Here is a 22,755-nt window from a genome sequence, read left to right as displayed (position 1 = left end):
CGCCGCGGCGGCGCGCCGCCGGCCCGCCCCCCCCCACCGGCGCCCCCCGGGGCGCGCCCCCGCCCCCCCCGGGGGGGCCCCCCCCCCCCGGGCGACGACCAGGTGACCTGATCGTCAGGCACACCCCCGGTCAGGCGTAGCCCCACACCTCCCGGGCGACCTCGACGACGAGCGCGAGCTTGGCGATCTGGTCCTCGCGGGTCAGCGCGTTGCCCTCCACCGTGGAGGAGAACCCGCACTGGGGCGACAGGCAGAGCTGCTCCAGCGGCACGTACCGCGCGGCCTCGTCGATCCGCCGCTTGAGGACGTCCTTGTCCTCGAGCTCGGGCCGCTTGCTGGTCACCAGTCCGAGGACCACCCGCTTGCCCGGCGGGACGAACCGCAGCGGCTCGAAGCCCCCCGAGCGGGCGTCGTCGTACTCGAGGAAGAAGCCGTCGACCTGCAGGCCGCCGAAGAGCGCCTCGGCGACGAAGTCGTAGCCGCCCTCGGCGGCCCAGGAGGAGCGGAAGTTGCCGCGGCACATGTGGGTGGTGACGGTCAGCCCCTCGGGCCGGTCGGCCAGCGCGGCGTTGATCTGCCGGATGTAGCGCTCGTGCTGGTGCTCGGCGTCGCGGCCCTGCTGGGCCAGCTCGGCCCGCTGGGCGGGGTCGTTGAGGTAGGCCAGGCTGGTGTCGTCCAGCTGCAGGTAGGTGCAGCCCAGGGCGGCCAGGCCGCGCACCTCCTGCCGGTAGGCGGCCGACAGGGCGTCCCAGAAGGCGTCCTCGTCGGGGTAGACGGCCGGGTCGATCGCGGCGGCGCCCCCGCGGTAGTGGACCATCGACGGCGAGGGGATGGTCAGCTTCGCCGTCTGCCCCTCGCCGACCTGCGACTGCAGGTACCGGAAGTGGTCCCCGAAGATCGGGTTCCCCTCGTCGATCGACAGCGGCCCGTCGACGTGCAGCCCGGCGGGCACCCAGTCGATGTCCCCGTTGGCGTTGTGGAAGTGGACCGGCCGACCCTCCCCCTCGACCTTGGTGATGCCGTCGATCGCGTAGATGAAGTCCATGTGCCAGGTGGCGCGGCGGAACTCGCCGTCCGTGGCGGTGTGCAGGCCGACGTCGCGCTGCAGGCGGACGGCGTCGGCGATGGCCGCGTCCTCCACCGCGCGCAGCTCCTCGGCGCCGATCTCGCCGGCGGCGGCACGGGCACGGGCGTCGAGCAGCTCGGCGGGTCGCAGGAGGCTGCCGACGTGGTCGGCGCGGAACGGCGGGCCGGAGACGTCACTCATGACCAGCAGCTTGGTGCAGCACCCGCTCCGGCGCAGCCCCACGTGCGGTCGGGCGCCCACCCGGCCCGGTGGTGGCCACCGATGCGGCCCCGCCCGCGACCCCGGGTGTGACCTGCGCCTTCCCGGGGTACTGCCGGGAGGTCAGGCAGCACGGTGGAGGGAGGGATCATGGGACTCGTGTCGGGTCTGTTCAAGGGCGCCATCCTCAGCAAGCTGCTGAACCGGTTCTTCGGTGGCCGCCGCCGCTACTGAGGTCCGCCGGTGCGGGTGAGCCCGCACGCACGGCGCGGCCCCGGTCTCCCGCGGGGAGGCCGGGGCCGCGCCGTGTCCGCGGGGTCACCGGGACCACCCGGGTCGTCGGGGGCCCGCGGGGCTCAGCCGCCGTGCGCCCCCGGCCCGTGCCCGGCCGGGAACGTGGTCGTGGTGTCCCCGAGCAGCAGGGCGCGGTACGTGGCGACGGCGGCCTCCTCCAGGTTCAGCGCCCGCCGGTAGGCCGTGCCCACGTCCGGCCCGAGGGCCGAGCAGCCGTGGTGGGCGAGCACGATGCAGTCGTGCTCCCGGGCGGCCCCGGCCGCGGCCTCGGCGAGCTCGTCGGAGCCGGTCGGCAGGTAGGGCACGACGCCCACCGAGCGGACGTAGACGGCGTGGTCCAGGGTGATCAGCCGGATCCGGTGACCGAGCGCGTCGACCAGGACGGCGTGCTGCGGGTGCAGGTGCACGACCGCGCCGACGTCGGGGCGGGCCCGGTAGGTGCGCTGGTGCAGCTTCCACTCGCTCGACGGCCGTGCGGCCCCGCCGACGACCCCGCCGTCCAGGGGCACCACGCTGAAGTCCGCCGGCGTCAGCCGGTCCAGCCACGTGCCGGCCGCGGTGACCACGAACTCCGCAGCGCCGGGCAGCCGCGCCGAGAGGTTGCCGCCGCTGGCCAGCACCAGCCCGCGGGTCACCGCCGAGGCCCCCACCTCGACGAGCCGGTCGACCAGCTCCTCCCGGGTCCGCGCCGGCCTCACCCCGCCGTCCTCAGGCCGACCAGTACGACGCGACGTCGGCGGCGGCGAACCGGCCGCGGTCGGTGACCACGGCGCTGACGAACCGCGGCGGGGTGACGTCGAAGGCCGGGTAGACGCCGGTGGCCCGCGCGGACCCGGTGCGCCGGCCCAGGCAGTGCAGGACCTCGGCGCCGTCCCGGTCCTCGAGCTCGACGTCGGCGGCGGTCGCCGCCTGCCGGTCGGGCGCCTGCACCAGCGCCAGGTACGGGACGCCGAACGCGTGCGCCGCCACCGCGATCTGCAGGGTGCCGACCTTGTTGACCACCGCGCCGTCCATCGTCACGCGGTCGGCGCCGGTGACGAAGACGCCGACGTCCCCGCGGCTCATGAGGTGCGCGGCCATCCCGTCGGTGATGAGCCGGGTGGGAACGCCCATCTCGGCCAGCGACTCCGCGGTGAGCCGGGCGCCCTGCAGGTAGGGCCGCGTCTCGGTGCAGACCGCGTCGAGGCGCTTGCCGGCCCGCAGCGCCGCGGCCACCGTCTCGGTCAGGTAGGTCTCGGCCCAGCAGTGGGTGAGCAGCGTGGCGCCGTCGGGCACCAGCGCGGCGGCGTGCTCGCCGAGCCGGCGGTGGGCGGCGCGGACCCGCTCGCCCGCCTCCCGCGCGGCCCGCTCGACCGCGGGCCCCACCGGTGCGCCGTCCGCCAGCGCCGTCCCCGCGGCCGCCTGCAGACCGGCGACGACGTCCCGGATGCCGTTGTTGGTCGGCCGGGTGGCCACGAGCCGGCGGGCGGCCCCGGCCAGGTGGTCGCGCCGGGCCGGCGCGGTCGGCAGCCGGTCGGCCGCCCGGGCGGCGAGCACCATGCCCCCGGCGGCGGCGAACCAGGGGCCGAGGCTCTGGGTGACCATGTCCTCGATCGCGCGGGCGACGTCCTCGACGTCCCGGCAGGTCACCCAGGTGCGCTCGAACGGGAAGACCCGGCGGTCGAGGATGCGGACCGCGTCGTCCTCGACCAGCACGCTCTGCGCGACCAGGGTCGGCACGGGGACCTCCGGGCAGCCGGAGGTGTTGGAGGCCTTCCCCGCGGTCTCGGACCCAGGACGCATGACCAGCTTCCTGTGCCTCAGAGGCCCGTGATGTGCTCGGGGCGGATCGGCACCCGGGTCAGCGGCTTCCCGCAGGCGGCCCGGACGGCCGCGGCCACCGCCGGGCCCGAGGAGATCGCCGGCGGCTCCCCCACCCCGCGCACCCCGTACGGCGCGTGCGGGTCGGCGTACTCGAGCACCTCCACCCGCATCGGGGGCATGTCCAGCACGGTGGGCAGCAGGTAGTCGGTGAACGAGGGGTTGCGCACGTGGCCGTCGGTCACCACGACCTCCTCCATGAGCGCCAGCCCGAGCCCCTGGGCGCTGCCGCCGTGGATCTGGCCGACGACGGCGTCCGGGTTCAGCGCCCGCCCGACGTCCTGGGCGGTGTCGAGCGCGACCACCTTGACCAGGCCCAGCTCGACGTCGACGTCGACCACCGCCCGGTGCGCGGAGAAGGCGAACTGCACGTGCGCGTCGCCCTGGCCGGTCTCCGGGTCGATCGCGTGGGTGGGCCGGTGCCGCCACTCCACGGTCTCCTCGACCGCGTCGTCCCCCAGCACGTCGGCCAGGGCGGCCAGCACCGCGCCGTCGGCCCCCAGCACCTTGCCGCCGTCCAGCCGCAGCCCGTCGACGGCCACCTCCAGGGTGACCGCGGCCCGGCGCAGCACGGCGGCGCGCACCGCCTCGCACGCGGCCTTGACCGCGCCGCCGGTGACGTAGGTCTGCCGGGACGCCGACGTCGACCCGGCGGAGCCGACCGTCGTGTCGGCGGGGACGACGACCACCCGGTCCACGCCGAGCTCGGTGCGGGCGATCTGCTGCTGCAGCGTGACCAGGCCCTGGCCGACCTCGGCGGCCGCGGTGTGCACCGAGACCACCGGCTCCCCGCCGCTGACCTGCAGCCGCACCCGTGCGGTGGAGTAGTCGTCGAAGCCCTCGGAGAAACCGACGTTCTTGTAGGTGACCGCGTACCCGACGCCGCGCCGCACCCCCTCCCCGTGGGTGGTGTTGCCGACCGCCCCGGGCAGCGCGCGCAGGTCGCCGGCGTCGGCGGGCGGGGGCAGCGGCAGGGCGGCCACCCGCTCGACCAGCTCGGCGACCGGCGCGGCGGAGTCGACCACCTGGCCGGTGATGTTCCGGTCGCCCTCGCGCAGGCCGTTGCGGCGCCGGATCTCGACCGGGTCGAGGCCGACGGCCTCGGCCAGCCGGTCCATCAGCGCCTCGACGGCGAAGGCGGTCTGCACGCAGCCGAACCCGCGCATCGCCCCGCAGGGCGGGTTGTGGGTGAACACCCCGTACGCGTCGACCTCGACCGAGCCGAACCGGTAGGGCCCGAGCCCGAGGGTGCCGGCGTTGCCGACGACGGCCGCGGTGGAGGAGGCGTAGGCGCCGCCGTCGAGCACCGTCCGGGCCCGGCCGTAGACCAGCGTGCCGTCGCGCTCGGCGCCGAACTCGTAGCTCATCCACGCCGGGTGCCGGTGCACGTGGCCGTAGAAGGACTCCTCGCGGCCGTAGCTCATCTTCACCGGCCGGCCGGTGCGCAGCGCCAGCAGGCAGGCGTGCACGTGCACCGAGAGGTCCTCGCGGCCGCCGAAGGCCCCGCCCACCCCGGCGAGGGTGAGCCGCACCCGCTCCGGCGGCAGGCCGAGGGCCAGGCACACCTGGCGCTGGTCGACGTGCAGCCACTGGGTGGCCACGTAGAGGTCGACCCCGCCCTCGCCGTCGGGCACGGCCAGGCCGGACTCGGGGCCGAGGAAGGCCTGGTCCTGCATGCCGACCTCGACGTCGAGCGAGACGACGACCGGGGCGGACGGGCGGGGCTCGCCGCGCCGCAGCCGCAGGTGGCGGACCAGGTTGCCGCCGGGGTGCACCTGCGGGGCGTCGCCGTCCAGGGCCCGCAGCGGGTCGGTGAGCGCGGGGAGGACCTCGTAGTCGACGCGGATCCGCCGGGCCGCGCGGCGGGCGGTCTCGGGGTGGTCGGCGGCGACCAGCGCCACCGGCTCGCCCTCGTAGCGGACCACGTCCGCGGCCAGCACCGGCTGGTCGGCGTGCTCGAGGCCGAAGGCGTTCTCGCCGGGGACGTCGTCGGCGGTGAGGACCGCGGTCACCCCCGGCACCGCGAGCGCCTCCGCGACGTCGACGCCCCGGATGCGGGCGTGCGGGTGGGGGCTGCGCAGCGTGACGCCCCAGACCATGTCGTCGTGCCAGAGGTCGCTGGCGTAGGCGAACTCGCCGGTGACCTTGAGCGTGCCGTCCGGCCGGACGGCGTTCTCGCCGATCCGGCCGGTGCCCGTGGCCGAGGAGGCGGGAGGTGCGGTGCCCGTCGGTGCGGTGGTCGTCATCGCCCCGCCTGCCGCCGGGCGGCCAGCCGGACCGCGTCGAGGATCTTCTCGTAGCCGGTGCAGCGGCACAGGTTGCCGGCCAGCGCCTCGCGGATCTCGGGGTCGGCGGGTTCGGGGACCCGGGCGAGCAGGTCGTGCGCCGCCACGACCAGGCCCGGGGTGCAGAAGCCGCACTGCACCGCGCCGGCGTCGACGAAGGCCTGCTGCACCGGGTGCAGCCCGGCCTCGCCAGCGGCGCCGGCACCGGCCAGGCCCTCGATGGTGGTGACCTCGCGGCCGGCGGCCTGCCCGGCCGCGACCAGGCAGGAGCACACGACCTCGCCGTCGAGGTAGACCGTGCAGGAGCCGCACTCGCCCTGCTCGCAGGCGTTCTTGGCGCCGGGCAGTCCGAGCCGCTCGCGGAGCAGGAACAGCAGGCTCTCCCCCGGCCAGACGTCGTCGGCGGTCCGTTCGGTGCCGTTGACGGTCACGGTGACCCGCATCAGGCGGCCCTCCTCAGGTCGTCCCAGGCCCAGGCGAGCGCGCGCCGGGCCATGACCGCCAGCGCGTGGCGGCGGTAGGCGGCGCTGCCCCGGACGTCGTCGATGGGCGCGGCGGCCGCCGCGACCCGCCGGCCGAACTCCGCGGCCAGGTCGGCGTCGAGCGGCGCGCGGCCGGCCCAGTCCAGCTCCGCGGCCAGCAGCTGCTCGGCCTCCGGTGCCCGGCGGGGGGTGGGGGCGGCCGAGCCGATGCCGGTGCCCACGGCGCGGCGGTCGGGGTGCAGGGCGACGGCGAGCGACGTCACGGCGATCACCATCGCGTTCCGGGTGCCGACCTTGCAGAACTGCTGCGGCCCGGCGGCCACCGGGACGAGCACCGCGGCGATCAGCTCGTCGGCGGCCAGGGCGCTGCGCTTGGGCCCGGTGAAGAAGTCGGCGACCGGCAGGCGGCGGGTGCCCCGGGCGGCGGAGGCCAGCTCGACCTCGGCGCCGGCGGCCAGCAGCGGCGGGTGCGCGTCGCCGGCCGGTGACGCCGAGCCCAGGTTGCCGCCGACGGTCCCCCGGGTGCGGATCTGCGGCGACCCGACGGTGCGGGCGGCCATCGCCAGCCCGGGCAGCCGGCCGGCCAGCTCGCCGAGCACGCGGGCGTAGGGGACGCCGGCGCCCAGCCGCACCCGGTCGCCCTCGAGCGCCCACTCGCGGAGGTCGGGGACGCGGGTGAGGTCGAGCAGGGCGGCCGGGCGCCGGCGGTCGAAGGTCAGGTCGACCATGACGTCGGTGCCGCCGGCCAGCGGCAGGGCGTCGGGGCGCTCGGTCCGCAGCGCGAGCGCCTCCGCCCAGGTCGCCGGCTGGAGGAAGTCCACCCGCGCACGATCCCAGCCCGCGGGCCCGCGGGCCAGGGACCGCGCCCGGACGGGTGTCAGCGGGTCCGCTGGAACACCGAGATGGTGCCGACGCCGCGAGCCGGTGTCCCCCCGGGGGAGCTCCCGGGACCGGCGGGGTGACGGGACGGTTCGCCCGTCAGCCGCCCGCGTCGAGGTCGAGGGTGCCGACCATGGCGTCGAGCACCCCCACGTTGCGCTCGTACTCGGCGCCGGGCAGCCCGACCGTGTCGGCGACCAGGGTCCGCCCCGCGCCGAGGTCGACCAGGTAGCTGGTCATCGGGGTGCCGACCGGGTACAGCCCCTCCTGCACCTCCCGCTCGATGCGCACCGCGTCGCGGCCGTCCACGGTCAGCGTGCGGCGGGCCTGCTCACCGGGACGCTCCTCGGTGGCGCGGGCGAAGGGCACCTGCTGGACCGAGATCGCGACCGCGGCCTGCCGGACGTCGGTGCCCGGTTCGAGGTCCAGGTCGCCCGGCGAGAAGCGGCTGCACGCGGGCACCACCTCGCCGGCGTTGACCGTCCACGCCGCCGGGTGGTCGACGGCGAAACCGGCCGGGCTGGTGCAGGTCCCGCCGAGCTCGACCGGGTCGCCGGTCAGCACGTCGACGACGAGGCGCGAGGGGTCCTCGAGCCGGGCGACGGCGAACGGCCGGCGCTCGTCCAGCCCGGCGAAGAGCGTGTACCGGCCCTCGTACAGGGTGTCGGTGACCAGGGCCTGCAGCGCCTCGGTGCCGGCGATCTCCAGCCGCTCCGGGCCGTCCCAGGGCTCGATCCCCTCCGGGGCGTCACGGGGCAGCGTGACGCCGGTCAGCGTGATGCCGAGCGCCGCGTCGCCCGGGACGTCGACCGGCGCGCCGGAGCCCTGGGCGCGCGGGTCGTCGGTCCAGCCGACCTCGTACCCGGCCGTGCCGCCGCCGGCGGTCTCGACCACGATGCGGTCGAAGCCGTCGTGGGCGCCGAGCCGGACGTCGGTGACCACGACCGGCCCCGCCCCGGCCGGCGCCTCGACGTCCTCGGTGCCACCGGGCCCGACGGGATCGAGGCCGTCGCCCCCGCCCCCGGGGTGCCGGACGTCGACGACCAGCCGCGCCGGGTCCTGCAGGGTGGTCACGCCGAACGGCACCCGCTCCGCCAGCCCGAGGTGCCAGGTGAGCACGTCCTCGAAGTCCCCGGTCTGCACCGCCTCGAGGAGCACCTCGCCCCCGGGCACGTTGACCACCCCGCGGTCGGGGTAGGTGGTGCGCGGCTCGTCGCCGGAGAGGTCGACCCCGCTGGCCGGGGCGGCCTGCACGCGCAGCACCGCGTCGCCGGCCAGCGCCACCTCCCGGCCGGAGGGGTCCTCGGTGACCGGCGGCTCGACGTACTCGACCCGGTGGCCGGGGAGCGCGTCGCCCTCGAACTCGAGGACGAACCGGTCGAAGCCCTCGTGCCCCGCGGCCCGCGCGTCGACCAGGTGCGCGGTCGGGCCGGAGCGGGGGAACTCCTCGGTGGCGACCGGGGCGGTGCCGGCCTCGCCGACCGGTTGCGGCGCCGTGCTGGGCTGGGTGTGCGCCGCGGCCGGGACCGGAGCGACCAGCAGCGCTCCGGCTCCCAGCCCGGCGAGGAGGGTCCGCAGCATCGCGATCCCGCACCTCCGGGTCTCGGGGACGTCGTCCCCGACAGCCCTGCCCGGGACGCCGCGGCCCGAACGTCGGCCCCCGCTTCGCAAAGGGATCGCAACGTGCTGGTCGCGGCGGCGCTGCCGGGACGCGGCGGTGGTCGGGACGCGGCGGTCAGGACCTGGCGGCCGCGACCGGGGGCCCGCGGTCAGGCGAGGCCGGCGCCGTCGAGGTCCAGGGAGGCGACCATCTCGTCGAGGACGGCGACGTCGCGCGGGTGGTCGGTGCCGGGCAGGCCCACGGCCGTCGCGACGAGGGTGCGGCCGCCGCCGAGGTCGACGCGGTGCTGGGTGACCGGGGTGCCCGTCGGCCACAGCCCGGGACCGGTCCGCAGCTCCTCGCGCACGGCCGCCCGGCCGTCCACGGTCCCCTGGGCCGAGTCCACCACCGCGGCGCCGGGGTCACCGGCCTCCGCCGGCGGCACGGGCAGCACCTCGAGGGAGATCGGGGCGGTGCGCACGTCGGAGGCCTCGGGGACCTCGAACGCGCCCGGGCCGAACCAGCTGCAGGCGGGCAGCACGCCGGCCTCGTTCGCCGACCAGTCCGCCGGGTGCGCGACGGTGAAGCCCTCGGGGCTGCTGCAGGCCACCGACGGGGTGGCGTCGTCCGCGGCCGCCGACGCGACGACCGGGGCGGCCGCGGCGGCACCCACCCCGGCCGGGGTGGCCGCGGGCAGGGGCGCGCCACCGCTCGACGAGGGTGTGCACGCGGTCAGTGCCAGCACGGCGAGGCCGGCACCGGGGAGGAGCTGCCGCACGAGGTGGCCGCCTTCCGGGTCGGGGTCGGTGTCCCCCCTCCCTGCCCAGCCGGGCTGGGGCCGAACCACGCAGCACCCGGGTGTGTGACGCGCCACCCGGGGGCACGCATCGGACCGCGTCGACCTGGGCATGGCGTCCGTCATGCAGCTGCCCGAGCCCCGGGGTCCCCTCTCGAGCGCCCTCCTCGCCGACCTGCGCGAGCGGTCCGCCGTCGACCCCGCGACCGCCGACCTCGCCGCCCGCGCCACCGACGGGATCGCCGCGGCGGGGGCCGACCCGCTGCTCGACGAGGACCTGCAGCTGTCGCTGGCGGTCTGCTACGAGCTGCACTACCGCGGGTTCGGCGACGTCGACCCGGCCTGGGAGTGGGAGCCGTCGCTGCTCGCCCTGCGGGCCCGCCTGGAGGCCGCGCACCTGGCCGGGCTGCGCGCACTGGTGGGCGAGCTCCCCGCCGGCGACGGGCCGGTCGACCGCCGGCTGGCCGACCTGGTCGCCGCCGACGACGGCCCGTCGCTGTCGCGCTACCTGGCCCGGGACGGCGGCCCCGAGCAGTGGCGGGAGTACCTGACCCTGCGGTCGGTGTACCACCTCAAGGAGGGCGACCCGCACAGCTTCGCCATCCCGAGGCTCGAGGGCCGGGCGAAGTCGGCGATGGTCGAAATCCAGGCCGACGAGTACGGCGGCGGGTCGGCGGCGCGGATGCACAGCACCCTGTTCGCCGGCATGCTCCGCGACCTCGGCCTGCCCGACACCTACGGTGCGCTCTGGGACGCCGCGCCGGCACCGGCCTTCGCGTCGGTGAACACCATGTCGCTGTTCGGCCTGCACCGCCGCTGGCGCGGGGCCGCCGTCGGGCACCTGACCGCGGTCGAGATGACCTCGTCGGAGCCCAGCCGCCGCTACTCGGCCGGGCTGCGCCGGCTCGGCTTCGGCGAGGGCACCCGGGTGTTCTACGACGAGCACGTCGAGGCCGACGCGGTGCACGAGCAGATCGCCGCGGTGGACATGTGCGGGTCGCTGGTCGCCGGGGACCCCGCGCTGGCCGACGACGTCCTCTTCGGCGCCGCCTGCGCGCTGGCCGTCGACGGGCTGACCGCCCGGTACCTGCTCGCCCGGTGGGAGGCGGGGGGCTCCGCCCTGCGCCGTCCGGGTCAGCCGGACACCGCTGCCTCCCGCTCGTGCCCCGCCCGGGTGATCGCCCAGCCGAAGACGGCGGCCGCCGGGAACATGATCACGCTGTAGACCGCCGCGGGCACGGCGAGCTGCACGCTGCCCAGCACGCTGATCGCCACCGCGATGGCCAGCGTGCCGTTGTGCACGCCGATCTCGAAGGCGCTGGCGACCGCCTGCCTGCGAACCACGCCGAACGCCCGGGGGACGAGGAACCCGGCGGTCAGGCTGACCAGGCAGAACAGCAGCGCGGGCAGGCCCACGTCGGCCATGTACTCCCCCACGTTCTCCCGCTCCGCCACGATGGTCCCGACGATCACCAGCGCGAGCACGGCCGCCGAACCGATGCGGACCGGCTTGTCCATCCGGTCGGCGAACCCGGTCGCGCGGGCGCGGACGAGCATGCCGACGGCCACCGGGACGAGCACGACCGCGAACACCTGGGCGGTCTTGCCGAACTGCAGGCCGAGGCTGCCGGCGCCGGGCGGGTCGAACCACGCGATCGCCAGGTTCGTGACGACCGGCAGGGTGACCACCGCGATCAGCGAGTTCACCGCGGTGAGCGTGATGTTGAGCGCCACGTCGCCCCGGAACAGGTGGCTGAAGAGGTTGGCCGTCGTGCCGCCCGGGCTCGCGGCGAGGAGCATCATCCCGACGGCGAGCAGCGGCGGCAGGCCGAAGGCGAGCACGAGGCCGAAGCAGACGGCCGGGAGCAGGACCAGCTGCAGCACCAGGGCGATGGTCACCGCGCGGGGGTGGCGGCCGACGCGGACGAAGTCGCCGACGGTGAGCGACAGGCCCAGGCCGAGCATGACGAGGGCGAGCGCCGCCGGAAGGGCGACGTCGGTGAGTGCCGATCCCATGGACACCTCCGTCCCGGCGCCCGATGCGCCGTCGACGGGCATCCTCGGGTACGGAGGGCCCGGGGCGGCAGCGTGTCCCCCGGCGAGGCGACGGGCCGGCCGGTGGTGGACGGCGTCCCGGTGCCGCAGAGCCTCCCCCGACGTCCGGACGGCGGGCTCCGGCCGGCCGACGGTGCGGCGCGGTCAGGCCCGGTCGCCGTCCTCGCGGCGGATCCGCGCGGCCGGCCGCGGGCGGGCGGGGGCGCTGGGCGCGCGGAACCCCGCCCGCTTGTGGGTGCCGTCGCAGAAGGGCTTGATGCCCGACCTGCCGCACCGGCACAGCGCGACGGTCTCCCGGCCGGGGTCGATCTCGGTGCCGTCCTGGTCGACCAGCCGGAAGTCCCCGCGCACCAGCAGCGGGCCGTCCCGGTAGGGCGTGATGGTCGCGTGCCCCGCCGGCGGGGCCGGGGGGTCCCCGGGGCGGACCGGGTCGTCGGGCTCGGGCGGGAGGGGCAGCGCGCTCACGCCCCTCCCCTGCCCGGCCCGGACCCGCCGCACACGCGCGGGTCAGCCGCCCCGGGCCGCACCGCCCCCCGGCTCGCCGGAGACCGGGCGCCCGCTCCCCGCGCGGGGTGCCGGCGGCGCGGTCTGCGGCGGCAGGGTCCCCGACGGCGCGGTGCCCGACGACGCGGTGCCCGACGGCGCGGTCCCCGGCGGCGCGGTCTCCGGCGGCAGCTCGGCGCCGGTCCGGTCGGCGGGCAGCCCCTCCACCGGCCGCTCCGCCGGGGCGGTGAGCAGCGGCGCCACGAGGGCGGCGAGCAGGGCCCCGACCAGCGGCGCCACCAGGAACAACCAGACCTGCTCCAGCGACTCGCCGCCGGCGAACACCGCCGGACCCAGGGAGCGGGCCGGGTTGACCGAGGTGCCGGTGAGCGGGATCCCCACCAGGTGGACGGCGGCGAGGGACAGGCCGATGGCCAGGCCGGCGAAGCCCGGCGCCGCGGCCCGCCCGGTCACCAGGAGGACCACCAGGACGAACGCGAAGGTGAGCAGGGTCTCGAGCACGAAGGCGCCGGTGGCGCTGATCGTCGTGCCGTACGCGTTGCTGCCCAGCGCGCCGGTCCGGTCGACCAGCTGCCCGACGTCGCTGGTCAGCAGCTGCAGCACCGCGGCCCCGGCGATGCCGCCGGCGAACTGCGCGACCCAGTAGCCGACGGCCTCGGGCAGCGTCATGCCGCGCGAGAGCAGGACGCCCAGGGTGACGGCGGGGTTGATGTGGCAGCCCGACACCGGGCCGAGCGCGTAGGCGAGGGCCAGCAGCACCAGGCCGAAGGCCAGGGCCACGCCGGTCGGCCCGAGCTGGTCGATCCCGGCCACGGCCGAGCCCACCGCGACGACCACCAGCAGGGCCGTGCCGAGGAACTCGGCGCCCAGGGAACGGATGAAGGTGGGCGACACGGCCCCTCCTCCCGGACGACCGCAGCCGGTCCCCCGCGCCGCCGCAGCGGCAGCTCCGGTGCGGGTCGGACACAGGTTGCACGCAACCGGCCGCGACACGCCAGCCCCTGCGGCGCGGCGGCGGACCGAGCCAATGTCAGGGACCTGACACAGGCGTAGCCTCGCCGGGGATGACGTCGACGACCGCGTACCGGCCGCCGTTCGACGCGGTCGTCCTCGCCGCGTCGACCGGGGGCCTGCGCGCGCTGCGCACCGTGCTCGGCGGGCTGCCCGCCTCCTTCCCCGTGCCCGTCGTCGTCGTCCAGCACCGAGCCGCCGGCCCCGCCGACCGGCTGGCCGACATCCTCGGCACCGGCACCGCTGTCCCGGTGCACCGGGCCGCGACGGGATCCCTCGCCGGCGGGGTCACCGTGCTGCCGGCGGGCAGCACCGCCGCGTTCGGCCCGGGTGCTTCCGTGGAGCTGCGCCCCTGCCCGACGATCGAGACCGCCGACCACCTGATGGCCTCCGCCGCTGCCGTCCTCGGCCCCCGTGTCCTGGCCACCGTCCTCACCGGGCGGCTGTCCGACGGTGCCCTCGGCGTCCGGGCGGTACGGCGGGCGGGTGGCCGGGTCCTGGTGCAGGACCCGGCCGACGCCGAGGCCCCGGGCATGCCCAGCGCCGCCCTGGCGACGGGCTGCGTGGAGCACGTCCTCCCCCTGCGGCTGATCGCGCCGGCGCTCGTGGCCTACACCATGGCCCCGGGCGCGGCGGAACTGCTGGCCGTCCCCGTGCCGCCGTGGGCGCGGTTGGGCCACGCCGTCCCGGCCTGAGGCACCCACCCCCGAGCCCAGGGCCGACGCGGACGCATCGGAGTCACGAGCATGCAGCAGCCCGAGCGGACCACCGGTCCCGAGCCCCGGCGCAACCTGATCCTGCGGGCCCTGCCCGCCGACGAGTACGCCCGCGTCGCCGCTGTGATCCAGCCGGTCACCCTCGCGGTGCGCGACCACGTCTACCGGCGCGACGGGGGCATCGACGCCATGTACTTCCCGGTCGACGGCGTCCTGTCCCTGGTCGCCACGGTCGAGGGCGGGATGGCCGTCGAGGTCGCGTCCATCGGCTACGAGGGGGTCTCCGGCCTGCCGGTCTTCCTCGGGACGGCGACCAGCCCGCACGACTGCTACTGCCAGATCGAGGGCACTGCCATGCGCCTGCCCACCCGGGAGCTCCCGAGGATCCTGACCGGCGACGGCGCCCTGCACGACCTGCTGCACCGCTACACCCAGGCCACCGTGGTGCAGCTGGCGCAGGGAGTGGCCTGCAACCGGCTGCACACCACCGAGGAGCGGTGCGCCCGCTGGCTGCTGCAGAGCCGTGACCGGGTGGGCGCCGACGAGTTCCCCCTGACCCAGGAGTTCCTCGCCCAGATGCTCGGCGTGCGCCGCGGCACCATCTCGCTGACCGCCGGGATCCTGCAGCAGGCGGGGCTCATCCGGTACAGCCGCGGGCGGCTGACGATCGTGGACGCGCAGGCCCTGCACGCGGTGGCCTGCGACTGCTACGACGTCGTGCGGCAGGAGCACGAGCGGCTCGGCCTCGCGCCCCTCCCGCCGGACGCCTCCGGCCGGCCGCCGGGAGGTGCTCAGCCGCCGGGGGGCTCGTAGCCGTAGAACACCCGTTCCACGACGCCGCGCGCGTGCCGCGTGGCGCGGCGGTACTCGTCGAGGAACTCGCCCGGCTCCACGTCGGGCCCACCGCCGCTCGCCCGCGCGACGCCGGCCAGCTCCACGCCCGGCCGCGGCAGCTGGTCGCTGGGCCGGCCGCGGACCAGGAAGACCGCGTTGCGGGCCCGGCTGGCCAGCTCCCACGCCGTCCGCAGGCTGTCGGCGTCGTCGCCGTCGAGCAGGCCGGCCTCGCGCAGCGCCGCGAGACCGGCGACGGTCGCGGGCACGCGGAGGGACGGCACCCGCGCGGCGTGCTGCAGCTGGAGCAGCTGGACGGTCCACTCGACGTCGGCCAGGCCGCCGCGGCCGAGCTTGGTGTGCGTCGCCGGGTCGGCGCCGCGCGGCAGCCGCTCCCGCTCCACCCGTGCCTTGATCCGCCGGATCTCCGCCACCTGCGCGTCGGTCAGGCCCTCGGCCGGGTAGCGGATCGGGTCGACGAGGGCGACGAAGTCCCGCCCCAGCTGCTCGTCCCCGGCCACCGGCACCGCCCGCAGCAGCGCCTGCACCTCCCACACCGACACCCAGCGCTCGTAGTACTCCCGGTAGGCCGGCAGGCTGCGCACCAGCGCCCCCTGCCGGCCCTCGGGGCGCAGGTCGGCGTCGACCTCGAACGCCGGGTCGGGGGCGGGCTCGCCCAGCAGCCGGCGCAGGGTGTGCGCCACCGCGTTCGCCGCGGCGGTCGCCCTCCCCTCCTCGGCACCGTCCCGGGGCCGGTGCACGAACAGCACGTCGGCGTCCGACCCGTAGCCCATCTCCGCGCCGCCGAGCCGGCCCATGCCGATGACCGCGAGGTCCATCGGCACCTCGTCGGGCGCCGTACCGCTCTCGGCCGCCCACGCCCGGGTGGCGACGTCCACGCCGACCTGCAGCGTCGCGACGGCGACGTCGGTGAGGGCCCGCCCGACCTCGACGACGTCGAGCAGGCCGAGCAGGTCCGCGCAGGCGATGCGCAGCAGCTCGGAGCGGCGCAGCCCGCGGACCACGCGGACGCCGGCGGTGGGGTCGGCGGCGCGGCCGGCGGCCTGCCGCCACGCCCCGGCCAGCGCGGCTGCGGTCCGCGGTCGCAGCTCGTCGTCGTCGGCGAGGATGCGCAGCGCCTCCGGGGTGCGGGTGAGCAGCGAGGCGACGTACTGGCTGGAGCCGAGCAGCTGCGCCAGCCGCTCGGCCACGTGCCCCTCGTCGCGCAGCAGCCGCAGGTACCACTGGTTGCCGCCGAGCGCCTCGCTCACCTGCCGGTAGGCCAGCAGGCCGGCGTCGGGGTCGCTGCAGTCGGCGAGGGTCTGCAGCACGACCGGCAGCAGGTACTTCTGCATCGCCGCGGAGCGGGAGACCCCGCCGGTGAGCGCGCCCATGTGCCGGAGCGCGCCGTCGGGGTCGGCGAAACCGAGGGCGCGCAGCCAGTCACCGGCCGCCTTCGACCCCAGGTGGGCGGCCTCCGGCGGCACCTTGGCGACGGCCGACAGCAGCGGCCGGTAGAAGAGCTTCTCGTGCAGCCGGCGCACCTCCCGGGTGTGCAGGCCCAGCTCGGCGTCGAGGACGGCGACGGCGTCCCCCCGGTGGTCGGGCTTGTAGCCCAGCGCCCGGGCCAGCCAGCGCAGCTGCTGCTCGTCGGTGGGCAGCAGGTGGGTGCGGCGCAGCCGGAGCAGCTGCAGCCGGTGCTCGACGGTGCGCAGGAACCGGTAGGAGGCGATCAGCGTGTCGGCGTCGTCCCGGCCGACGTAACCGCCGGCCCGCAGCGCGTGCAGGGCCGGCAGCGTGCCCCCGACGCGCAGCCGCACGTCGACCCGGCCGTGCACCAGCTGCAGCAGCTGGACGGCGAACTCCACGTCGCGCAGTCCGCCGCGGCCGAGCTTGAGCTCGCGCTCGGCCTGGGCGGGCGGGATGTTCTCCAGCACCCGCCGGCGCATCGCCTGCACCTCGGCGACGAAGCCGGGGCGCTCCCCGGCCTGCCAGACCAGCGGGAAGAGCTCCTCGACGTAGGCCCGGCCGAGGTCGGGGTCGCCGGCGACCGGCCGCATCTTCAGCAGCGCCTGGAACTCCCAGGTGCTGGCCCACTGCCGGTAGTAGGAGGCGTGCCCGGCCAGGGTGCGCACGAGCGCGCCGGCCTTGCCCTCCGGGCGCAGCGCGGCGTCGACCTCCCAGGCGGCCTGCGTGCAGATGCGCATGAGGGCGGCGGCCACGCGCGTGGCGACGGCGAGGGCCGGCGCGTCGGGCTCCCCCGCCTCGACCGGCTCGGCGACGAAGACGACGTCGACGTCGCTGACGTAGTTGAGCTCCCGGCCGCCGCACTTGCCCAGCCCGATCACGGCCAGGCGGCAGGCGGGGGCGTCGGCCGGCTGCTCGGCGACCGCGACCGCCAGGGCGGCGGTGAGCACGGCGGCGGCGATGTCGGCGAGCTCGGCGGCGACCTCGTCGGAGGTGAGCCCCTCGCCGAGATCGCGGCCGGCGAGGGAGAGCACCGCGCGGCGGTAGGCCAGCCGCAGCGCGGCGACCCGCTGCGGGGAGGCGTCGGGGGCGGCCCGGCCCAGGCGGACGCCCCACGGCGGGTCGTCGGGGTCGGCGCCGACGGCGACGAGCATCTCCCGCTCGAGGGCGTGCGGGGTCGGCCGGGTGGGGCCGCGGCCGTCCTCGTCGAGGACGGTCCAGTCGCCGGGGTGCGCGGCGAGGTGGTCGGCCAGCCCGGAGCTCGCGCCGAGGACGGCGAGCAGCCGGGCGCGCAGCAGCGCCGAGCCCCGCAGCCGGGCCAGCAGCGTGGCCGCCGACCCGCCGCCGGGGTCGGCGGCGTCGAGGGCCTCGACCAGCCGGCGCAGGGAGAGCACCGCCAGGTCGGGGTCGCCGGCGCGGGCCAGCGCGGAGACGACCGGCCCGGCCTCGGGGTCGGCCGGTTCGTTCCGCTCCAGGTCCCACAGGCCCAGCTCCGGCTCCGACAGCAGCCGGGCGGCCCGCTCGCCGTCGAGGAAGCCGAAGCGGACCAGCCGGACGACGGCCCGGCGGGGGATCTCCCGCGCGTCGCTGGCGGTCACGGGTCAGGCCACGGCGCCGGCGCGGGCGCGCACCAGGTCGGCGAAGCGGCCGGCGAACGGGGCCCAGACCGCCGCCATGTCGTCGGCCACGGCGGCCACCCGCTCGGCATGCGTGTCGGCGTCGAACGGGCTGGCGGCCACGCCTGTGGGGTCCCCGTGCGCCCACCGCGCGACCCGCGCGGCCGTCGGCTCGACGTGGAACTGCAGCCCGTAGACCCGCTGCCCCACGCGGAAGGCCTGGTGCGGGTACACCGGGCCCGCGGCGAGCAGCAGCGCCCCGGGCGGCAGCTCGCTGACCTCGTCGTGGTGCCACTGGACGACGTCCGGGGTCATCGGCAGCGGGCCGAACAGCGGGTCGCGCTCGGCGGCGTCCCGCTTGGCGACCAGGGCGGCGCCGACCTCGGGGCCCCCGGTGCCCACGCGGGTGCGCCCACCGGCGACCTGGGCCAGCAGCTGGGCGCCCAGGCACACGGCCAGCGTCGGCACGTCGCCGGCCACCGCCTGCGCGAGCAGCGCCCGGACGCCGGTCAGCTCGGGGCTGGTCGCCTCGTCGTCCAGCGAGGACTGCGGCCCGCCGAGCACCACCAGCCCGTCGGCGCCGGTGAGGTCGGCGGGCAGGTCGTCCCCCTCGCCGACCGAGCGGACGTCGAGCTCCAGGCCGGCCGCGCGCAGCCACTCGCCGAGGCGGTCCGGCGGGTCGGTCGGGCTGGGGACGACGACGAGCAGGCGGGCCACACGGCGAGCGTAGTTCCCGCCGGCCCGCCGGCCCGCCGTCCCCGGCAGCGGCTCCCCGCAGGACCGACCGGAGCGGCCCCCTGCAGGGGCCCGCGTCGAGCGGAGCCAGGCGCGGGGGGGGGCAGAGGGTCCTCTCAGAGCCCCGGCAGGTAGCGCTTGAGCTCCCACGGGGTCACGTTCTGCCGGTAGGCGTTGAACTCGGCCCACTTGTTGCGCAGGAAGAACTCGAAGACGTGCTCGCCGAGGGTCTCGGCGACCAGCTCGCTGCCCTGCATGGCGGTCAGCGCCTCGCCGAGGGAGACCGGCAGGTCCTCGTAGCCGGCCGCGCGCCGCTCGGTGTCGGTGAGCGACCAGACGTCGTCCTCGGCCTCCGGGGGCAGGTCGTAGCCCTTCTCGATGCCGCGCAGCCCGGCGGCCAGCAGGACGGCGAAGGTCAGGTACGGGTTGCACGCGGAGTCCGGGGAGCGGACCTCCACCCGCGCCGACTGGCCCTTGTTCGGCTTGTAGGACGGCAGCCGCACGAGCGCCGAGCGGTTGGCCCGGCCCCAGGTGGCGGCGGTCGGGGCCTCGGTGCCGGCCAGGAGCCGCCGGTAGGAGTTCACCGTCTGGTTGGTGACGGCGGTGTACTCCCGCGCGTGGTGGAGCAGCCCGGCGATGAACTGCCGGCCGGTGCTGGACAGCCGCATCGGGTCGCCGGGGTCGTGGAAGGCGTTGCGGTCGCCCTCGAACAGCGACAGGTGGGTGTGCATCGCCGAGCCGGCCAGCTCGGTGAAGGGCTTGGGCATGAACGTGGCGTACACGTCCTGGCCGAGCGCGACCTCCCGGACGACGTGCCGCAGCGTCATGATGTTGTCGGCCATGGAGAGGGCGTCGGCGTAGCGCAGGTCGATCTCCTGCTGACCGGGGGCCACCTCGTGGTGGCTGAACTCGACCGAGATGCCCATGGCCTCGAGCGCGAAGACCGCCTCCCGGCGGAAGTCGTGGGCCACGTTGTGCGTGGAGAGGTCGAAGTAGCCGCCGTTGTCGGCGGGCTCGGGCGGGCTGCCGTCGGTCGGGAGGTCCTTGAGCAGGAAGAACTCGACCTCGGGGTGGGTGTAGAAGGTGAAGCCCATGTCGGCGGCCTTCGACAGCGCGCGGCGCAGCACGTGGCGCGGGTCGGCCCAGGACGGCGACCCGTCGGGCAGCGTCAGGTCGCAGAACATCCGCGCGGTGTCGCTGGGCTGCCCCTTCGCCGCCGGCATCACCTGGAAGGTGCCGGGGTCGGGCTTGGCGAGCATGTCGGACTCGTAGACCCGCGCGAAGCCCTCGATCGCCGACCCGTCGAAGCCGATGCCCTCGGCGAAGGCCGCCTCGATCTCCGCGGGCGCCACCGCGACCGCCTTGAGGTAGCCGGAGACGTCGGTGAACCACAGCCGCACGAAGCGGATGTCGCGTTCCTCGAGGGTGCGCAGGACGAACTCCTGCTGCCGGTCCATGCTCGCCATGATCTGAGTCCAGTCGTGTCCGCTCGGTGACGTCGCCCGACAGCCTGCCCCGTCCGGCGGATCCGCACACCGCCGGGGCACGCCGTGTCGCGGTCAGCCCAGCGGCAGGGCGGCCAGCTCGGTGCGGCTGCTCACGCCGAGCTTGGCGAAGACGTTGCGCAGGTGGAAGTCGACCGTGCGCGGGCTGAGGAACAGCCGGGCCGCGACGTCCCGGTTGCTCAGGCCCTGCCGGACCAGGCCGGCGACCTGCCGCTCCTGCGGGGTGAGCGCCGGGACGTCGGTGGCCACGGTCACCCGGCGGCGCGCCGTCTCACCGGAGGCGCGCAGCTCCTGCCGGGCCGCCTCGGCCCAGGGCGCGGCGCCGAGGTCCTCGAAGGCCGCGAGCGCCGACCGCAGGTGCGGGCGGGCGTCGACCCGCCGCCGGGCACGGCGCAGGAACCGGCCGTGGGCCAGCTCGGCGCGGGCGCGGGCCGGGGTGCGCCCCGACCGGGCGTGCGCGGCGAGCGCCGCCTCGAACCACTCCTCCGCGGCGTCCCCGTCGGCCAGGAGGGCGCGGCCGTGCGCCGTCTGCGCGGCGGCCCAGCCCGCACCGGTGCCGGCGGCGAAGGCCTGCAGCTCGGCCACCCACCGCTCGGCGAGGTCCCGCCGCCCGGCGGCCACGGCGGTCTCCAGGCGGTCGGGCGCGGCCAGCAGGGCCACCGGCGTGGAGCGCAACCGCGCCAGCGGGGGCAACGCCGCAGCCGGGTCGCCGGCGGCGAGCAGCGCGCGCGCCCAGTCGGCGAGGTCGGCCACCAGGTCCCCCACGATGCCCAGGCGGTGACCGGCGGCGATCTCCTCGACGGCCGCCAGGTGCGCACCGGCGCGGTCCCCCGACCCGCGCAGCGCGGCGAGGAGGGCGAGCGTGGCGGTCGGCCAGGCAGCGAGGACCGGCTGCCCGGAGTTCTCCGCCAGGGTGAGCGCTTCCTCCGCGCCGGCGGCGGCCGCGCCCCACCGCCCGGTCGCCAGCTCGGGGAGGTTCCGGCGGGTCAGCGCGTGCACGATCATGACGACGGCACCGGTCTCCCGGGCCGTGCGCAGCAGCCGGTCCTGCAGCCGCAGGGCCACCTCGTCGTCGCCCAGCGGCCAGGCGGCCACGCCCAGGTTGAGCAGCAGGTCCTCGTCGGCGACGGCGTCGAGGCGGTCGGCGAGGTCGACCGCCGCCCGCAGGAACGGCGTCGAGGTCCCCCAGTCGGTGCGCGCCACCGCGTCCAGACCGTGCACCAGCGGCACCAGGCAGCGGTCCCGCACCGGGGCGTCCGGTCCGGCCGGCGGCAGCAGCCCCGTGGGGTCGACGGGGCTGCCGGAGCGCGCACCGGAGGCGGCGAGGGCGGCGCCCAGCATGGCCAGGTCCCCGGCCTGCCGCCGGTCGTGCGGGGCCACGTCGGCGGCCGCGGCCAGCACCATGCGGTGCGCCTCGTCCGGGGAGGCGTCGTGGAACTCCAGGTGCGCCCGCAGCCGGCGCAGCTCCGCGCGCAGGCGCGGGCCGGCCGCCAGGGCCAGCCCGGCGTCGGTCAGGGCCCGCGCCCGGTCCGGTCGGGCGGCCAGCCACGCCGACCGGGCGGCCAGGGACAGCCGGCCGGCCCGCTGCTCCCCGACCGGGGAGAGCTCCGCGGCCCGCTCCCAGGCGGCGGAGGCGGCCTCGTGCCCACCGCGGGCCAGCGCCCGCCCGGCGGCGGCCTCGAGCGCGGCGACGACGTCCTCGTCCGGCTCCTCCACCGCCGCCGCCAGGTGCCAGGCGCGGCGGTCGGCGTCCTCCGGGCCGGACAGCGCCGCGGCCAGCGCCCGGTGCACCCGCCGCCGCTCGGTGCTCGTGGCGGCGCCGTAGACGGCGGAGCGCACCAGCGGGTGGCGCAGCTCGACGGCGCCCTCGCGGACCCGGACCAGCCCCGACCGCTCGGCGTCCTCCAGCCCGTCGTCCCCGGCACCGAGCTCGTGCGCCGCCTGGCGGAGCACCGCCGCGCGGCCGGAGTCGTCGGCCGCGGCGAGCAGCAGCACCGCGCGCGCCGGTGCGGGGAGCCGCCGGCAGCGGTCGAGGAAGGCGCGCTCGACCCCCTCGGTGAGCGGCAGCCGCTCGGGCAGCGGTGCGGCGCCGGCGAGCTGCTCGGCCGTCAGCGCCCCGGCCAGCTCGACCAGCGCCAGCGGGTTGGCGCCGGTGCCGGCCAGCAGCGCGTCCCGCACCGCGGGCGGCACCGGCAGGCCCGCCCGGCCGCTGAGCAGCGCGCCGGCGGCCTCGGCGTCGATCCCGCCGAGCTCCAGGACCGGCAGGTCGCCTGCGTCGAAGGTGCGGACGTCCCCGGTGCGGGCGGCGAACAGCAGGGCGATCCGCTCGTTCTGCAGGCGCCGGGCGACGAACAGCAGCGCCGCCGACGAGGCGTCGTCCAGCCAGTGCGCGTCGTCGACGACGGCCAGCACCGGCGCCTGCTCGGCCGCCTCGGCCAGCACGCTCAGCGCGGACAGGAACACCAGGAACCGGTCCGCCTCGCCCCCGGCGGCCTCCCCGAAGGCGGTGCGCAGGGCCCGGGCCTGCGGCTCCGGCACCCGGTCGGCGCAGGCCGTCACCGGCCGCAGGAGCCGCTGCAGGGCGGCGAAGGCCAGCGGGGACTCCGACTCGATGCCCGCGGTGCGCAGCACCGTCATGCCCCCGGCCCGGTCGGCCGCGTCGGCCAGCAGCGCCGACTTGCCCACGCCGGGCTGGCCGCGCAGGACCAGCGCGCCCCCGCGGCCGTCCCGGGCGCCGTCGAGCAGCGCGGCCAGCGCCGCCCGCTCCACGTCCCGGCCGTTCAGCACGCGGGCAGCCTAGATCCGGCACGGCACCGACCGTGATCACGGGCCGC

General features: G+C 77.3%; 18 protein-coding genes. 3 read left to right on the top strand and 15 right to left on the bottom strand.

Annotated features, from left to right (window positions below; all coding sequences use genetic code 11):
• Positions 1 to 130 precede the first annotated feature (130 nt).
• The 8 genes from ACI8AC_RS21310 to ACI8AC_RS21275 form a co-directional block, all read right to left on the bottom strand.
• Complete coding sequence (locus ACI8AC_RS21310) at positions 131 to 1,267, bottom strand: 5-methyltetrahydropteroyltriglutamate--homocysteine S-methyltransferase (protein ID WP_456899845.1); 1,137 nt, start codon at positions 1,265 to 1,267, stop codon at positions 131 to 133.
• A 374-nt stretch (positions 1,268 to 1,641) separates the two neighbouring features.
• On the bottom strand, positions 1,642 to 2,277 hold the full coding sequence (locus tag ACI8AC_RS21305) for a class II aldolase/adducin family protein (RefSeq protein WP_456899844.1): 636 nt from the start codon (positions 2,275 to 2,277) through the stop codon (positions 1,642 to 1,644).
• A 10-nt stretch (positions 2,278 to 2,287) separates the two neighbouring features.
• Positions 2,288 to 3,361 carry a s-methyl-5-thioribose-1-phosphate isomerase gene (locus tag ACI8AC_RS21300; protein WP_456899843.1) on the bottom strand — a complete coding sequence of 358 codons (1,074 nt, stop codon included), beginning with the start codon at positions 3,359 to 3,361 and terminating at the stop codon, positions 2,288 to 2,290.
• A gap of 17 nt (positions 3,362 to 3,378) precedes the next feature.
• Entirely contained in the window at positions 3,379 to 5,685 is a 2,307-nt protein-coding gene (gene pucD, locus ACI8AC_RS21295; protein ID WP_456899842.1) for a xanthine dehydrogenase subunit D, read from the bottom strand.
• Positions 5,682 to 6,167, bottom strand: a complete 486-nt coding sequence (locus ACI8AC_RS21290; RefSeq protein WP_456899841.1) for a (2Fe-2S)-binding protein — start codon at positions 6,165 to 6,167, stop codon at positions 5,682 to 5,684. The genes pucD and ACI8AC_RS21290 overlap by 4 nt, the downstream gene beginning before the upstream one ends.
• Positions 6,167 to 7,027 carry an FAD binding domain-containing protein gene (locus tag ACI8AC_RS21285; RefSeq protein ID WP_456899840.1) on the bottom strand — a complete coding sequence of 287 codons (861 nt, stop codon included), beginning with the start codon at positions 7,025 to 7,027 and terminating at the stop codon, positions 6,167 to 6,169. The genes ACI8AC_RS21290 and ACI8AC_RS21285 overlap by 1 nt, the downstream gene beginning before the upstream one ends.
• 157 nt (positions 7,028 to 7,184) lie before the next feature.
• Positions 7,185 to 8,666 (bottom strand): AMIN-like domain-containing (lipo)protein, encoded by a 1,482-nt coding sequence (locus ACI8AC_RS21280; protein WP_456899839.1) that lies wholly within the window; start codon positions 8,664 to 8,666, stop codon positions 7,185 to 7,187.
• A 188-nt stretch (positions 8,667 to 8,854) separates the two neighbouring features.
• Positions 8,855 to 9,463: a hypothetical protein gene (locus ACI8AC_RS21275; protein WP_456899838.1), complete on the bottom strand. Its 609-nt coding sequence runs from the start codon at positions 9,461 to 9,463 to the stop codon at positions 8,855 to 8,857.
• 130 nt (positions 9,464 to 9,593) lie between these two features.
• Between ACI8AC_RS21275 and ACI8AC_RS21270 the strand changes: the two genes are divergently transcribed.
• Positions 9,594 to 10,706, top strand: a complete 1,113-nt coding sequence (locus tag ACI8AC_RS21270) for an iron-containing redox enzyme family protein (protein WP_456899837.1) — start codon at positions 9,594 to 9,596, stop codon at positions 10,704 to 10,706.
• Here ACI8AC_RS21270 and ACI8AC_RS21265 read toward each other — a convergent pair.
• The 3 genes from ACI8AC_RS21265 to ACI8AC_RS21255 form a co-directional block, all read right to left on the bottom strand.
• Entirely contained in the window at positions 10,616 to 11,497 is an 882-nt protein-coding gene (locus ACI8AC_RS21265) for a bile acid:sodium symporter family protein (protein WP_456899836.1), read from the bottom strand. The genes ACI8AC_RS21270 and ACI8AC_RS21265 overlap by 91 nt on opposite strands.
• A gap of 183 nt (positions 11,498 to 11,680) precedes the next feature.
• Positions 11,681 to 12,001, bottom strand: coding sequence for a CDGSH iron-sulfur domain-containing protein (locus ACI8AC_RS21260; RefSeq protein WP_456899835.1), 321 nt, complete (start codon positions 11,999 to 12,001; stop codon positions 11,681 to 11,683).
• Between the two features lie 42 nt (positions 12,002 to 12,043).
• Complete coding sequence (locus tag ACI8AC_RS21255) at positions 12,044 to 12,934, bottom strand: aquaporin (protein ID WP_456899834.1); 891 nt, start codon at positions 12,932 to 12,934, stop codon at positions 12,044 to 12,046.
• A gap of 170 nt (positions 12,935 to 13,104) precedes the next feature.
• Here ACI8AC_RS21255 and ACI8AC_RS21250 point away from each other — a divergent pair, with 170 nt between their 5' ends.
• Both ACI8AC_RS21250 and ACI8AC_RS21245 read left to right on the top strand, forming a co-directional pair.
• A complete protein-coding gene (locus ACI8AC_RS21250; protein WP_456899833.1) occupies positions 13,105 to 13,746 on the top strand; it encodes a chemotaxis protein CheB in 642 nt (213 codons plus the stop codon).
• Between the two features lie 51 nt (positions 13,747 to 13,797).
• Positions 13,798 to 14,580 (top strand): Crp/Fnr family transcriptional regulator, encoded by a 783-nt coding sequence (locus ACI8AC_RS21245; protein WP_456899832.1) that lies wholly within the window; start codon positions 13,798 to 13,800, stop codon positions 14,578 to 14,580.
• Here the strand turns inward: ACI8AC_RS21245 and ACI8AC_RS21240 are convergent.
• The 4 genes from ACI8AC_RS21240 to ACI8AC_RS21225 all read right to left on the bottom strand — a co-directional run bounded on the left by ACI8AC_RS21240 (position 14,559) and on the right by ACI8AC_RS21225 (position 22,708).
• A complete protein-coding gene (locus ACI8AC_RS21240; RefSeq protein ID WP_456899831.1) occupies positions 14,559 to 17,663 on the bottom strand; it encodes a bifunctional [glutamine synthetase] adenylyltransferase/[glutamine synthetase]-adenylyl-L-tyrosine phosphorylase in 3,105 nt (1,034 codons plus the stop codon). The genes ACI8AC_RS21245 and ACI8AC_RS21240 overlap by 22 nt on opposite strands.
• A gap of 3 nt (positions 17,664 to 17,666) precedes the next feature.
• On the bottom strand, positions 17,667 to 18,398 hold the full coding sequence (locus ACI8AC_RS21235) for a type 1 glutamine amidotransferase (RefSeq protein ID WP_456899830.1): 732 nt from the start codon (positions 18,396 to 18,398) through the stop codon (positions 17,667 to 17,669).
• 134 nt (positions 18,399 to 18,532) lie between these two features.
• Positions 18,533 to 19,873: a type I glutamate--ammonia ligase gene (gene glnA, locus ACI8AC_RS21230; protein ID WP_456899829.1), complete on the bottom strand. Its 1,341-nt coding sequence runs from the start codon at positions 19,871 to 19,873 to the stop codon at positions 18,533 to 18,535.
• 102 nt (positions 19,874 to 19,975) lie between these two features.
• Positions 19,976 to 22,708 carry an AAA family ATPase gene (locus ACI8AC_RS21225; RefSeq protein ID WP_456899828.1) on the bottom strand — a complete coding sequence of 911 codons (2,733 nt, stop codon included), beginning with the start codon at positions 22,706 to 22,708 and terminating at the stop codon, positions 19,976 to 19,978.
• Positions 22,709 to 22,755 lie beyond the last annotated feature (47 nt).

This window comes from Geodermatophilus sp. SYSU D00758, from assembly GCF_054049955.1.
The sequence above is the reverse complement of the archived record's forward strand: the minus strand, read 5'-3'. Positions and strand labels throughout refer to the sequence as shown.

Coding starts and splice junctions, on each gene's coding strand:
- ACI8AC_RS21310 (WP_456899845.1), bottom strand. CDS start 1,267: ATGAGTGACGTCTCCGGCCCGCCGTTCCGCGCCGACCACGTCGGCAGC.
- ACI8AC_RS21300 (WP_456899843.1), bottom strand. CDS start 3,361: ATGCGTCCTGGGTCCGAGACCGCGGGGAAGGCCTCCAACACCTCCGGC.
- pucD (WP_456899842.1), bottom strand. CDS start 5,685: ATGACGACCACCGCACCGACGGGCACCGCACCTCCCGCCTCCTCGGCC.
- ACI8AC_RS21290 (WP_456899841.1), bottom strand. CDS start 6,167: ATGCGGGTCACCGTGACCGTCAACGGCACCGAACGGACCGCCGACGAC.
- ACI8AC_RS21280 (WP_456899839.1), bottom strand. CDS start 8,666: ATGCTGCGGACCCTCCTCGCCGGGCTGGGAGCCGGAGCGCTGCTGGTC.
- ACI8AC_RS21270 (WP_456899837.1), top strand. CDS start 9,594: ATGGCGTCCGTCATGCAGCTGCCCGAGCCCCGGGGTCCCCTCTCGAGC.
- ACI8AC_RS21265 (WP_456899836.1), bottom strand. CDS start 11,497: ATGGGATCGGCACTCACCGACGTCGCCCTTCCGGCGGCGCTCGCCCTC.
- ACI8AC_RS21250 (WP_456899833.1), top strand. CDS start 13,105: ATGACGTCGACGACCGCGTACCGGCCGCCGTTCGACGCGGTCGTCCTC.
- ACI8AC_RS21245 (WP_456899832.1), top strand. CDS start 13,798: ATGCAGCAGCCCGAGCGGACCACCGGTCCCGAGCCCCGGCGCAACCTG.
- glnA (WP_456899829.1), bottom strand. CDS start 19,873: ATGGACCGGCAGCAGGAGTTCGTCCTGCGCACCCTCGAGGAACGCGAC.